The organism is Faecalicatena sp. Marseille-Q4148 (genome assembly GCA_018228665.1).
Classification (GTDB): domain Bacteria; phylum Bacillota; class Clostridia; order Lachnospirales; family Lachnospiraceae; genus UBA9414.
Genome location: CP073692.1, coordinates 2281978 through 2295101 on the forward strand (window position 1 = coordinate 2281978; position 13124 = coordinate 2295101).

The window sequence follows — 13124 nt, forward strand, 5'->3', positions numbered from 1 at the left end:
TTCTTTCTTTTTACTTTTCTTGAACAAAGGACTGTAGTATAATAAGAACTATGAAATACTTTAATTGACCGATAAAGAAAGCAGGTGTATATATGAACGGGAGTTTGACAGTTGAATATTAAAAAAAGTTCTCACAGGTCGCATAAAACCTGCTTTTTTTATGTCAAATTTTCTGTTTTTATAGCTGTTATTTTATGTTATTGTATGATATAATAAGGGATAGGAGGGATGACAGATGAATCTTCATATAACAAAATCAAAAAATGCAGAGTCCTTTTATATCTGTAAATCTTATACAAAAGCAAATGGCAGCACTACTTCAGCTATCGTCCGCAAGCTGGGAACCTTAGAACAACTTTTGCCTGAACATGGTCCTACAAGAGATGATGTCGTTGCATGGGCAAAAAATGAAGTGAAAATAGAAACTGAAAAATATAAAAAAGAAAAAGAAGCACAGACAGTATTGATACCATTCCATGCGGATAGACAATTAGATTATGACAAGCAGGTCTTCTTCCGTGGTGGCTATCTGTTTCTCCAATCCATTTATTATCAACTACAAATGAATAAAATCTGCCGGAAACTGAAACAGAAATATAAATTCAAGTATGATATCAATGCGATCCTCTCGGATCTGATTTATGCAAGAATCTTAGAACCTTGCAGCAAACGTTCTTCTTACAAAGTTGCATCTGAATTCTTAGAAAAACCATCCTATGAACTTCATGATGTCTACCGGGCATTGGATGTACTTGGTGCGGAATGTGATCTTATTCAGTCTGAAGTTTATAAAAACTCCCACTTCCTTGGAAAAAGAAATGATAAGATCCTTTATTATGACTGCTCGAATTATTACTTTGAAATTGAACAAGAAGATGGAAATAAAAAATACGGGAAAAGTAAAGAACACAGGCCAAACCCGATCATCCAAATGGGATTGTTTATGGATGGAGATGGGATTCCCCTTGCTTTTTCTCTTTTTCCGGGAAATGCAAATGAGCAAACCTCTCTCAAACCGTTAGAAAAGAAAGTTCTTGGAAATTTTGGTTGTCAGAAATTTATTTATTGCAGCGATGCCGGGCTTGGCTCTGAATCAATCCGGGAATACAACCACATGGGGGAACGGTCTTATATCGTAACCCAGTCCATCAAAAAGCTGAAGAAAGAAGAAAAAGAATGGGCATTAAATTTACAGGGGTTTAAAAGAGTATCAGATGGAACCCCTGTTGATATCACAAAACTACCAGAAGATGATAAAGGACTTTATTATAAAGACGAGCCCTACACCACAAAGAAGCTGCATCAACGCCTGATCATTACCTATTCTCCTAAATATGCCCTTTATCAAAAATCTATTCGAGACAAACAGATTGAACGGGCACAAAAGATGCTGGATTCAGGGAACACAAAAAAGAACCGAAAAAATCCAAATGACCCAGCACGTTTCATCGGAACGATCGCTGTAACAGAAGAAGGGGAAGCTGCTGATGTAAATCATTATCTAGATGAAACCAAGATTTCTGAAGAAGCCCAGTATGATGGCTTTTACGCAGTATGCACAGATCTTTTAGATGACGAAGTTAGTGATATTTTAAAAGTAAGTGAAGGAAGATGGCAGATAGAAGAATGTTTCCGGATTATGAAAACAGATTTTTCTGCAAGACCTGTCTATTTACAGGATGAAAACCGGATCAAAGCACATTTTCTAATCTGTTTTCTTGCATTGACCATATACCGTTTCCTTGAGAAAAAACTGGATACTAAATATACATGTGAAGAATTATTAGATGTTCTAAAAGAAATGAATTTCGCTGAAATACAGGAACAGGGATTTATTCCTTTATACAAACGAGAAAGAATTACGGATGATCTTCATGACGTCTGCGGTTTCCGAACAGATTATCAGTTCATAACAAAAAGTAAGATGAGAAATATTCAGAAAAAAAGTAAAGGGAAGGAATAAATTACTATATTTCGAAACAACGACAAAAATCGCTATACCCCAGTAAACATGAGGGATACAGCGATTTTTTCTTTTTCTAACTGTCAAAGATGGGATTTTATCACACTTTTTCCAATGTTTCACGTGAAACATTCTCAAAATATTTTCTTCCTTCTTTTTACTTTTCTTGAGCAAAGGACTGTAGTATAATAAGAACTATGAAATACTTTAATTGACCGATAAAGAAAGCAGGTGTATATATGAACTGGAAGAAAAAACTAACTACTTGTGCTGCTGCCGCTGCTGCGGCTTCATTTTTCATCTATACAATGAACAAACTTACATACTTTCTTGCCACTGTAGACAATCTCTTGAAGACTACTGATGGCAGAACCTATGAATGGAAATTTGGAAATATTTTTTACACAAAGAAAGGAAACGGAAAACCACTTCTTCTTATTCATGACTTAAATCCGTCTTCCTCTGGATATGAGTGGCATCGCATTGAAAATCAGCTTGCAAAGAAATATACTGTTTATACAATTGACCTACTTGGCTGCGGACGCTCTGATAAACCCGATGTAACTTATACTAATTTTTTATATGTCCAATTAATTACTGATTTTATTAAAAATGTCATCGGAGAAAAAACAGATATTATCTCTTCCGGAGAATCTTCTTCCTTTGTGACAATGGCTTGCAGAAATGATGATTCTATTATTGATCGAATTATAATGATCAATCCACTTTCACTTCAGGAGTTATCGCAAGTTCCGACAAAAAAAGCAAAAATACAGAAATTCCTTATTTCTGTTCCTATTTTGGGTACATTACTGTACAATATCCTTGTTTCTCGTCGTGAAATTGAGTCTGATTTCTTTATGGATTATTTCTATAGTCCAAGTAAAGCAGAAGATTCCTATTTAAAAACGTACTATGAAACTGCTCATCTTGACAGCTGTCATGGAAAATATTTGTATGCAAGCTTACGCGGTAATTATACTAAGGCTAATATTACTACCGCATTAAAAGAACTTAATAATAGTATCTTTATTTTATCCGGTATCGGTACACCAGATAATAAAACTGTTGCTGAACAGTACAAACACCTTGTACCTTCTATTGAATCTGTTGATATCGATAAAGCGAAAGGTCTTCCACATCTGGAAGTTCCACTGGAAGTTTTAGAACAAATTGCTATCTTTTTTGATGATGCTATCGATAGTATCGCAGACGATATTTCAAACAGCGCTGCAGACAGTGCCTCTAATATCACAGATAATGCAGCTAATACAAATGATAGCTCTAATACAAATGATACAGCGCATAATGTAATATAACTTATATATGAATAAATATGGATTTTCTTAACGAATACAATTTATTAAAACACACATACTAATTTATTGAAATCACAGGAGATTATAACATGAAATATTTAATTGCATCAGACATCCACGGTTCTGCTTATTATTGCCGCAAAATATTAGAACAATTTGAAAAGGAAGCTGCCGATAAGATTATTTTACTTGGTGATATTCTTTATCACGGTCCGCGAAATGATCTTCCAAAGGAATATAACCCGAAATCAGTTACAGAAATGCTGAATTCTATGAAAGATAATATTTTTTGTGTCCGCGGAAATTGTGAAGCCGAGGTAGATCAAATGGTTTTAGATTTCCCGGTACTGGCAGATTACGCACTTTTATGTGAGCAGGGTACTATGATTTTTATCACACATGGTCATCTTTATAACCTGACAGACTTGCCAAAAATCGGACCAAACGATATTCTCCTTCACGGTCATACCCATGTACCTGCTTTGGAAGCTACCGAGCACTGTATTTATATGAATCCAGGCTCTGCTTCTCTCCCAAAAGAGAACAGTATTCCAAGCTATATGACATTGGAAGATGGACATTTTCTCTGGAAATCTCTTGAAACCGGTGATATTTACAAAGAGTATACACTATCAGAAAAATAGCACTGTCAGAAATTCTATGATAGATTCTCTGAACAAAATTCTGAATAAAATCAAAAAGCGAAGCCATGCTGCATCTCTAACAGCTGACTTCGCTTTCTGATTATCTTTTTCTTTATGAATTCCTTTATGAATTATTTTAGCGGTTCTTTTGCCGGAAGCCCTGCTTTTCTAGGATATTTTTTTGCTGTAGCCTTTTCTTTTTTTATAGCTACAAATGATCTTCCAATATCACTTCCCGGAAGCTGAAATTTTACAACATCTGCTACCGTTCCGCCAAGAATCGATACGGCTTTTCTGGATGCATCAATTTCTTCCTGAATTTCACCTGATTTATAAGAAATAAACTGTCCCCCAACTTTTGTGTATGGAATGCAATATTCACTGAGTGTTGCTAAATTCGCAACTGCCCTGGATACACAAAGATCATATTGCTCACGGTATTCTTTCTGTTTTGCAAAATCTTCTGCCCGGCCATGAATTGTTTTAATATCCTGCAGCCCTAATTCCCGGATTACTTCATCAAGAAACTTGATTCGCTTATTCAAAGAATCAAGTAATGTAATCTTTAAGTGAGGAAATGCAATTTTCAACGGGATTCCAGGAAATCCGGCTCCTGTTCCAATATCGATGACTGTATTTACTTTACTTAAATCTATGGCTTTTACAACAGCAAGACTGTCTATGAAATGCTTTTCATTTACTTCTTCATACTCTGTAATTCCCGTCAGATTCATCACTTTATTCCATTCTACCAACAGTTCATAAAACTTATCAAACTGCTGCTTCTGCTGTTTTGTCAATACAAGATTAAGCTCCTGAAGCTTTTCATCAAATAACTGACTCATTTTATTTCCCTCCAAGATAAACAAGAAGCACTGAGATATCCGCCGGAGAAACACCGGAAATCCGGGATGCCTGTCCGATAGATCGCGGTCGGAATGCCTTTAACTTCTGTACTGCTTCAATTCTCAAACTTTTTACATCATCATAATTAATATTTTCCGGTATTTTCTTTTTCTCCAGTTTTTTAAACTGTTCTACCTGTTTCGCCTGACGCCGGATATAACCGTCATACTTAATATTTATATTTACCTGTTCTTCTACTTCTTCGCTGAATTTTCCCGGACGTGTACTATCGATTGGTTCTATCGCTTCATACGACAATTCCGGGCGGCGAATCAATTCTGCCAGAGAAGTTCCTGACGTAAGAGGTGTACTTCCATACTGCGCCAGAAGTTTCTGCACAGGTTCAGAGTTACCCACATGCGCATGCTCCAAACGCTCTACTTCTCCACAAATCTGCTGTTCTTTCTCCAAAAGATGTTGATATCTCTCTTCAGAAATCAGTCCGACTTCATAACCAATCTTCGTCAGCCGCTGATCCGCATTATCCTGTCGAAGAAGAAGTCTGTATTCTGCTCTGGATGTCATCATTCGATATGGCTCATGGCTTTCTTTTGTTACAAGATCATCGATCAATACGCCAATATATCCCTGTGAACGGTCAATGACAATCTGTTCACGGCCGAGAATCTTTAAAGCTGCGTTAATTCCGGCAACAATCCCCTGAGCCGCTGCTTCTTCATATCCGGAACTTCCATTGAATTGTCCGGCACTGTAAAGTCCGCTGATATCTTTGAATTCCAATGTGGCATCCAACTGTCTTGCATCGATACAATCGTATTCGATTGCATAGGCATTTCTCACAATCTTCACATGTTCAAGTCCTGCCACGCTGCGGTACATCTCATACTGTACATCTTCCGGAAGAGAACTGGACATTCCTCCCACATACATCTCATTTGTATACAGTCCTTCCGGCTCAATAAATACCTGATGTCTGTCTTTATCGGAAAATTTTACCACTTTGTCCTCTATAGACGGACAATACCGTGGCCCGGTTCCTTCGATCATACCTGAGAATAACGGCGAACGATCCAGATTGTTCCGAATGATTTCATGTGTCTTTTCATTTGTATAAGTAAGCCAGCATGATACCTGGTCAATCTGTACATCTTCCCGGTTTGTTGTAAATGAAAACGGAACGACCCGCTCATCTCCAAACTGTTCTTCCATCTTACTAAAATCAACTGACCTTCGGTCAATTCTTGCAGGTGTACCTGTTTTAAAGCGGTACATGGTAATTCCAAGCCGCTTTAATGCCTCTGTCAGGTAATTAGCCGCCTGAAGCCCGTTAGGACCTGTTTCACTGCTGACATCACCATAAATACACCTTGCTTTCAAATATGTCCCTGTACAGAGAATTACAGCCTTACAGCGGTATATACATCCGGAATATGTCTGTACTCCTGTTATTTTCCCATCTTCTGTCAGAATATCTACTACTTCTGCCTGTTTTACTTCCAGGTTTTCCTGATTTTCCAGTACAAGCCGCATCTCCTTTGTATATTCTGCCTTATCTGCCTGTGCGCGCAGTGAATGTACCGCCGGGCCCTTGGATTTGTTCAACATTTTGGACTGGATAAATGTCCGGTCGATGACTTTTCCCATTTCACCGCCCAGAGCATCTACTTCCTTTACAAGATGACCTTTTGAACTTCCGCCGATATTCGGATTACACGGCATTAACGCAATACTTTCTACGCTGACGGTAAATACAATCGTGCGCAGACCAAGCCTTGCAGATGCCAATGCCGCCTCACAACCTGCATGTCCTGCGCCAATTACTACAACATCATATGGATCTTTATTTTCCCATACAGAATTTACTGAATATTTCATTAACCAAATCTTCTCCTATCGTTTCTCCGGTAATACTTCCAAGCGCCTCATAAGCATCCATCAGATCAATGGAATAAAAATCTTCCGGCATCTGATTTTCTATACTTTGAAGTACTTTTTTCAGACTTTCCCGAGCATCCAGAAGCGCTGTCTTATGCCGGACATTTGTAATATAAACTTCATTATTAAAAGAAATATCTCCCTGGAAGAACATCTCTTTCAGAACCTGTTCAAGCTCTCTGATTCCGGTTTCTTCCTTTGCAGAGATTTGGATCATCGGTTTTTGAAGCTGATTCTTCAGCTCTTCTTCCGTTACAACTGATTCCAAATCTGTTTTATTTAACAACACAATTGCCTGCTTGTCCGCGATCATCTGCATGATCTCACTGTCATTTTCATCAAGCGGCCGGGAAACATCTACTACATAGATGATAAGATCCGCGTCATTCATCTGTGATTTAGCGCGGTCAACCCCGATCTTTTCCACAACATCTTTTGTATCGCGAATCCCTGCTGTATCGATAATATTCAGGCTTACTCCGTGAAGGTTAATATGTTCTTCAAGAATATCTCTTGTTGTTCCTTCAATATCTGTTACAATAGCCCGTTCTTCTCCTACAAGTACATTTAACAGAGAGGATTTTCCTGCATTTGGCTTACCGACAATAACCGTACGGATTCCTTCCTTCATAATACGGCCGTTATCCGCAGAATCTATCAGCTTCTGAAGCTCTTCAAGAAGCTTCTCCACAACTCCCCGAAGTGTTTCTCCATAGCCATCTACATCAATATGTTCCGGATCATCCAGCGCAGTTTCAATGAATGCTGTATGATACAGGATTTCCGCGCGGACTTCTCCAATCTTTTCATGAACAGAACCTTTCAGCTGACTGACAGAACTCTTTAGTGCGTACTCATTCTGAGCTTCAATGACATCAATAACTGCTTCTGCCTGAGACAGATCAATTCGTCCGTTTAAGAATGCTCTTTTTGTAAACTCTCCCGGCTCTGCCGGTCTTGCACCATACTTAATCACAGTTTCAAGGATTCTCTTAACAACAAAAACTCCTCCATGACAGTCAATTTCTACCGTATCTTCACCCGTATAACTGTGTGGCCCTTTCATCAGCATCACAAGCACTTCATCAATAAATTCTTCGCCGTCTGCAATATATCCATAGTGGATTGTATGGCTTTTCTGATCAGCCAGACATTTTCCGGATTTACTTCTATATATTTTTGTAATAATATCTAATGCATCTTCGCCGCTGATCCGCACAATTCCAATGCCGGAATTTGACATTGCTGTTGCGATCGCAGCAATCGTATCTTTTTTTAACATAGCCTTCCCTTTCCTTTTTTCTTCAAGAACGCAAATTTATTATATTATATTTTTATCGGCTGTACAAGAACAACCATCAAACCACACCTTGCCTTCATATAAAAAAGACAGTAAAGTATGATACCCTACTGTCTTCTTCCTTAAATTACTTACGATTCGGAGTTACTACAACTCTTCTGTATGGTTCCTCTCCTTCGCTGTGAGTAGATACATAGCGATCTGCCTGCAGCGCTGAGTGAATGATTCTTCTCTCATACGGATTCATTGGTTCAAGAGAAACCGGTTTTCTTGTACGTTTTACTTTTGATGCAATATTTTTTGCAAGATTTTCTAATGTTTCTTTTCTTCTCTTACGGTAATTTTCTGTATCTAATTTAACGCGTACAAATCCTTCCTGATTTTTGTTAGCAACACGGTTTGTCAGATACTGAAGTGCGTCCAGTGTCTGTCCTCTCTTACCGATCAGGATTCCCATGTGTTTTCCTTTCAGCTCGATTGCAAGAGCGCCTTCCTCATCAATCTCTGTTCCAATCTCAACTTCCAGGTTCATTGTCTCAAATACACCTTTTAAGAAATCCACACAGGCTGTCTTTGTTTCTTCTGAAATCTCAGCAAGCTTCACAGGTTCTTTTTCCTCTTCCTTAACCGGAGCAACTGTTTCTTTTACTTCCCGGTGAAGTTCTCTTGCAGCATCCTTTTTGAACTCTTTTTGTTCTTTATGCTCTTTATGTTCTTTGCGAGATTCTTTTTTTGGTTCTTTCTTGAACTCTTTTTTCGGTTTTTCCTTTGCCGGCTCTTCTTTTTTAATTTCTTCTTTCGGAGGTTCCACTACCTTTTTGCGGGCTTTGATTACAGCCTGCTTACGGCCGATTCCAAAGAAACCTTCACTTCCCTTTTCAATAACATCATATTCTAACATATCGCTTGTGATTTCCAGCTCAATCAAAGCTTCTGTAATCGCATCACTAAGCGTTCTCGCTGATACTGTGATTTCTTTCATAATTCGTGCCCCCATCCAGTCACTATTATCATTTACTTATTTTTATTGCTCTCGTTAAATTCTCTAACCATATTTGCTTTCGCTGCAAGACTTCCCTGTTTTGCATTCTTATTTTTCTCTGCAGCCTGCTGAAGCTTCTCATCACGCTCTTTTGTTGACATCTGCGCTGTCTTCGGCTCTGCAATATTGCGAACATTCTTCTGAGCCATCTCATTTAATGTAGAAGCCGCAACGCCCTGTTTCTCACGTTTCTTCGCAGCTTTTTTCTGGTTCTCTTCAATCATGGACTCGATAGATTTCTTATCCATATATCTATTTACAGCCACCTGCTGCACAGATCTTACAACTGCACTGGCAATCCAGTATAAACCAATACCTGACGGGAATGTGAAACACATTACCATTGAGAAAATCGGCATTGTCAGGTTCATCATCTTCATAGAAGAAGCAACCGGGTTATCCGGATCTGTCTCCTGCTGCGGCATCAGCTTCATGTTCAGCCACTGTGTAAATCCGGAAATTAACGGAATTGCAACTGCAAGAATGATAGAAAGAATCGCACCTGTCTTAATTGCATCCATGAACAGAGTCATTGGTGTCTCGGCAATATTGATGCCGAGGAAACTGTTCAAATGGATCAGACTGCTCTGTGTATCTGTAATTAAATCTGCCATACTTGGAATCTTGTCTGCAAGTTCTGCCCAGGATTCACTCTGGAATTTATACAGAACATCTACGATCGTATTCGCTTTTGTATAATCAAAACGTTCCGGACTGATATTGATCGGCGCTTTGCTTCCGATCTTCTCAATTGCTTTTAATGCAGAATCAGAACTTAAAATACTATTTACAAGCGGCATATATGCTGCTTTAATTCCGTTTACGTACGCCGGAATGTTCTGAATTACTGCGAAAAGTCCCATGATCAACGGAAACTGAATAAGCATTGTGGAGCAACCGCTTGTCGGTGAAACACCGTATTTCATGTAAAGCGCCTGCATCTCTTCCTGCTGCTTCAGCATAGATTCCTGATCTTTCTTTCCTTTATATTTCTTTGAAATCTTCTGAAGCTCCGGATTCATGACTGCTGACATTTTTGAGAATTTCTGCTGTTTGATCGTCAGCGGAAGCATCAATGTGTAAATAACAATTGTAAAAAGAATGATACATAAACCGATATTCTGAATACCGATTGTATCAAGCACAACAAAAATACCATTCATTAATTTTCCGAGCAGCCAAGCGATCGGTCCAATAATAAATGAATTTGACTGTGTTAATAAAACTCCTGACATTTTTTCTCCTCCATCTTTACCTTTTTTTAAGGTACAGGATCATACCCTCCTTTTGAAAATGGATTACAGCGCAAAATCCTCCATAACGTCAAAAGACCGCCTTTGAATGCACCATATTTCTCAATCGCTTCTATGCCATACTGAGAACATGTCGGTGTGTAGATGCAACAGGCCGATCTTTTTAATCCCGATAAATATTTCTGATAAAATTTAATCATTCCGATTAATATTTTTTTCACTGCTGATATCTCCATTTATATCATCTATAATATTATGAAGTTTTCCCAAGTGGAGTAATGCGCTCTCTATTTCCTGATATGTTCTGCCTTTCGCGCCTGCTCTTGCTATAATAATAATATCTAATCCACATTGGAATCTGCCTTCTTGTAGTCTGTAGCTTTCTCTGATCAGACGTGTAACACGATGTCTGACAATACTATTGCCTACTTTTTTACTGACAGAGATTCCCACCCGGTTCTTTCCCAGGTGATTCTCCATCTGATACATAATCAAATATTTGTTTGCAAAAGACTTTCCTTTTTTATATACATACTGAAAATCGTGATTTTTTTTCAGTGATTCGGAAAATTTCATTCAAAGTTCTCCTTTTCTTCTTTATATATAGAAGAAAAGGCCACATATATGCGGCCTATGCTGATAACTGTTTTCTTCCTTTTGCTCTTCTGGCTGCTAATACTTTTCTTCCGCCAGCTGTGCTCATTCTTGCTCTGAAACCATGAACTTTAGCTCTGGATCTCTTTTTTGGTTGGAATGTCATTTTCATTGATATCCACCTCCTTACTGAATTCAAGTACTTTATATAATATACTTGCTGCAAATTATATACGATTATTGTCATTTAAGATAAATATATTCTTTTAGACATCGCTCATAATTATAGTCTGAAACCGGCTGAAAGTCAAGATAATCCTTACATTTTCTTTTGTTTTCTATCACTTTTTTCTTTTCCCCAGAGTTATCCATATATTATCCCCTTATCCACATGTTATCCACAAAATGTTGATAACTTTGCTTTTTTTGGGGGATAATTAGTGGAAAGTATATGGAAAGACTTTGGATATTATCTTTTTTTTAACAAAGAATGGCTTAAAATCGGTACTTTAAGATGTTCAAAAAGTTATCCACATTTATTTTTGATTGCCTTAACATCTTTTTTGATGTAGAATATAATCAAGTATGTATAAGTATATGTAGGAGTTTGGATGATGAACATAGTAGAAGAAAAATGGACAGAAATAATACAAAAGCTGCGTTTTGAATACTGTTTATCAAATATTTCATATGAAACGTGGATTCTCCCACTAAAAGTGTATGACGTTATCGATAATACAGTATTTTTGTCAGTCAATTTAAAGGCAAGCGTCGAGCATATTAAGAATAAGTACCTGCTCCCGCTTCGAGTCTGCATTGCAGAAGTAACCGGTACAGAGTTTGACATCAAATTTATTTCCGAAAATGATTACTCGGAACTTGATGAGATGAAAAAAGAAATCAAAGAAACAACGGAACAGAAAAAACGTTCCAAATATCTTAGTGAGAAGGCAAACCTTAACCCTAAGTACACATTTGACACATTCGTAGTCGGAGGCAACAACAATTTTGCGCATGCGGCTTCCCTTGCTGTGGCCGAATCTCCGGGTGCTGTATATAACCCTCTCTTTTTATATGGAGGTGTTGGACTTGGCAAAACTCACTTGATGCATTCCATTGCGCACTTTATTCTGGAACATGATCCGTCTAAAAAAGTGCTTTATGTTACAAGTGAAACATTTACGAATGAGCTGATCGACGCCATCAAGAGCGGACGTACCGGCAATGAATCTGCCATGGCCGCTTTTCGTGAAAAATATCGTACAAATGATGTTCTCTTAATTGACGACGTCCAGTTTATTATAGGAAAAGAAAGTACACAGGAGGAATTCTTCCATACGTTTAATCATCTTCATGTATCCGGCAAACAGATCATTATCTCCAGTGATAAACCACCGAAAGATATTGAAACATTAGAAGCCAGACTCCGTACACGCTTTGAGTGGGGCCTGATCGCTGACATTTCATCACCGGATTATGAGACAAGAATGGCGATTTTACAGAAAAAAATCGAAATTGACGGTCTTGAGAAATATCATATTCCTAATGACGTACTACAATACATTGCATCTAACGTGAAATCAAACATCCGTGAACTGGAAGGCTCTTTAAATAAACTGATCGCACTTTATAAGCTGAATCAGACCGGTGGCCGCAGCATTATTATTGACATTAATCTGGCTGCCGAAGCTTTAAAAGACATTATTTCACCGGATGAGAACCGTCAGATTACACCGGAATCTATCCTGGATGTAATTTCTGAACACTTTGATATTTCAATCGCTGACTTAAAGAGCGGCAAGAGAAGCGCTGACATCGCAATTCCAAGACAGATTGCCATGTATCTGATCCGCACAATTACCGATACGCCGCTAAAATCCATCGGGATTATCCTGGGCGGCCGCGACCACTCAACAATCAGCCACGGCGTAGACAAGATTGCGGCTGATTTAAAGACAGACGAAACATTAAGTAACACTGTTAATATTATTAAAAAGAAAATTAATCCTGTTTAAATATACTTCAAGTTATCCTAAAGTTATTCACACCATATGGGGATAACTTTGAGCATATCTTGTGGACAAGCTGTGAACAGACTGTTGATACACCTTGAAGGCCTTTTTTTCGGATTTTTTTATCCAAAGGGCGTTCACATGTCATCATTTTCTTTTCCACAGAGTTTTTAGACCGAAAAAGTTGCGTATTTA

General features: G+C 38.1%; 12 protein-coding genes. 4 read left to right on the top strand and 8 right to left on the bottom strand.

All coding sequences use genetic code 11. The annotated features are described in order from the left end of the window. Positions 1–235: 235 nt before the first annotated feature. The 3 genes from KFE17_10850 to yfcE all read left to right on the top strand — a co-directional run bounded on the left by KFE17_10850 (position 236) and on the right by yfcE (position 3926). The gene (locus KFE17_10850) at positions 236–1963 is read left to right on the top strand and encodes an IS1634 family transposase (protein ID QUO31367.1); all 1728 of its coding nucleotides are present in this window, start codon (positions 236–238) and stop codon (positions 1961–1963) included. A gap of 239 nt (positions 1964–2202) precedes the next feature. Beyond that, entirely contained in the window at positions 2203–3282 is a 1080-nt protein-coding gene (locus KFE17_10855; GenBank protein ID QUO31368.1) for an alpha/beta fold hydrolase, read from the top strand. 89 nt (positions 3283–3371) lie between these two features. Then, positions 3372–3926 carry a phosphodiesterase gene (gene yfcE, locus KFE17_10860; protein QUO31369.1) on the top strand — a complete coding sequence of 185 codons (555 nt, stop codon included), beginning with the start codon at positions 3372–3374 and terminating at the stop codon, positions 3924–3926. Positions 3927–4057: 131 nt separating this feature from the next. Here yfcE and rsmG read toward each other — a convergent pair whose 3' ends face one another. The 8 genes from rsmG to rpmH form a co-directional block, all read right to left on the bottom strand. Beyond that, positions 4058–4771, bottom strand: coding sequence for a 16S rRNA (guanine(527)-N(7))-methyltransferase RsmG (gene rsmG / locus KFE17_10865; protein QUO31370.1), 714 nt, complete (start codon positions 4769–4771; stop codon positions 4058–4060). A 1-nt stretch (position 4772) separates the two neighbouring features. Next, positions 4773–6668, bottom strand: coding sequence for a tRNA uridine-5-carboxymethylaminomethyl(34) synthesis enzyme MnmG (gene mnmG / locus KFE17_10870; protein QUO31371.1), 1896 nt, complete (start codon positions 6666–6668; stop codon positions 4773–4775). Further along, the gene (mnmE, locus tag KFE17_10875) at positions 6634–8010 is read right to left on the bottom strand and encodes a tRNA uridine-5-carboxymethylaminomethyl(34) synthesis GTPase MnmE (protein ID QUO31372.1); all 1377 of its coding nucleotides are present in this window, start codon (positions 8008–8010) and stop codon (positions 6634–6636) included. The genes mnmG and mnmE overlap by 35 nt, the downstream gene beginning before the upstream one ends. A 145-nt stretch (positions 8011–8155) precedes the next feature. After that, a complete protein-coding gene (locus tag KFE17_10880; protein QUO31373.1) occupies positions 8156–9010 on the bottom strand; it encodes a protein jag in 855 nt (284 codons plus the stop codon). Positions 9011–9042: 32 nt separating this feature from the next. Further along, positions 9043–10305, bottom strand: coding sequence for a YidC/Oxa1 family membrane protein insertase (locus KFE17_10885; protein QUO31374.1), 1263 nt, complete (start codon positions 10303–10305; stop codon positions 9043–9045). A gap of 26 nt (positions 10306–10331) precedes the next feature. Then, positions 10332–10544, bottom strand: a complete 213-nt coding sequence (gene yidD, locus KFE17_10890; protein ID QUO31375.1) for a membrane protein insertion efficiency factor YidD — start codon at positions 10542–10544, stop codon at positions 10332–10334. Next, positions 10516–10899: a ribonuclease P protein component gene (rnpA, locus tag KFE17_10895; protein QUO31376.1), complete on the bottom strand. Its 384-nt coding sequence runs from the start codon at positions 10897–10899 to the stop codon at positions 10516–10518. The genes yidD and rnpA overlap by 29 nt, the downstream gene beginning before the upstream one ends. Positions 10900–10954: 55 nt before the next feature. After that, positions 10955–11089, bottom strand: coding sequence for a 50S ribosomal protein L34 (gene rpmH, locus KFE17_10900; protein ID QUO31377.1), 135 nt, complete (start codon positions 11087–11089; stop codon positions 10955–10957). Between the two features lie 439 nt (positions 11090–11528). Between rpmH and dnaA the strand changes: the two genes are divergently transcribed. Further along, a complete protein-coding gene (gene dnaA, locus KFE17_10905) occupies positions 11529–12932 on the top strand; it encodes a chromosomal replication initiator protein DnaA (GenBank protein ID QUO31378.1) in 1404 nt (467 codons plus the stop codon). Positions 12933–13124: the final 192 nt, after the last annotated feature.

What these genes read in the sequence shown, in the direction of transcription:
- KFE17_10855 (QUO31368.1), top strand. Translation starts at nt 2,203, where the DNA reads ATGAACTGGAAGAAAAAACTAACTACTTGTGCTGCTGCCGCTGCTGCG.
- rnpA (QUO31376.1), bottom strand. Translation starts at nt 10,899, where the DNA reads ATGAAATTTTCCGAATCACTGAAAAAAAATCACGATTTTCAGTATGTA.
- yfcE (QUO31369.1), top strand. Translation starts at nt 3,372, where the DNA reads ATGAAATATTTAATTGCATCAGACATCCACGGTTCTGCTTATTATTGC.
- KFE17_10880 (QUO31373.1), bottom strand. Translation starts at nt 9,010, where the DNA reads ATGAAAGAAATCACAGTATCAGCGAGAACGCTTAGTGATGCGATTACA.
- mnmG (QUO31371.1), bottom strand. Translation starts at nt 6,668, where the DNA reads ATGAAATATTCAGTAAATTCTGTATGGGAAAATAAAGATCCATATGAT.
- KFE17_10850 (QUO31367.1), top strand. Translation starts at nt 236, where the DNA reads ATGAATCTTCATATAACAAAATCAAAAAATGCAGAGTCCTTTTATATC.
- rsmG (QUO31370.1), bottom strand. Translation starts at nt 4,771, where the DNA reads ATGAGTCAGTTATTTGATGAAAAGCTTCAGGAGCTTAATCTTGTATTG.
- KFE17_10885 (QUO31374.1), bottom strand. Translation starts at nt 10,305, where the DNA reads ATGTCAGGAGTTTTATTAACACAGTCAAATTCATTTATTATTGGACCG.
- dnaA (QUO31378.1), top strand. Translation starts at nt 11,529, where the DNA reads ATGATGAACATAGTAGAAGAAAAATGGACAGAAATAATACAAAAGCTG.
- rpmH (QUO31377.1), bottom strand. Translation starts at nt 11,089, where the DNA reads ATGAAAATGACATTCCAACCAAAAAAGAGATCCAGAGCTAAAGTTCAT.
- mnmE (QUO31372.1), bottom strand. Translation starts at nt 8,010, where the DNA reads ATGTTAAAAAAAGATACGATTGCTGCGATCGCAACAGCAATGTCAAAT.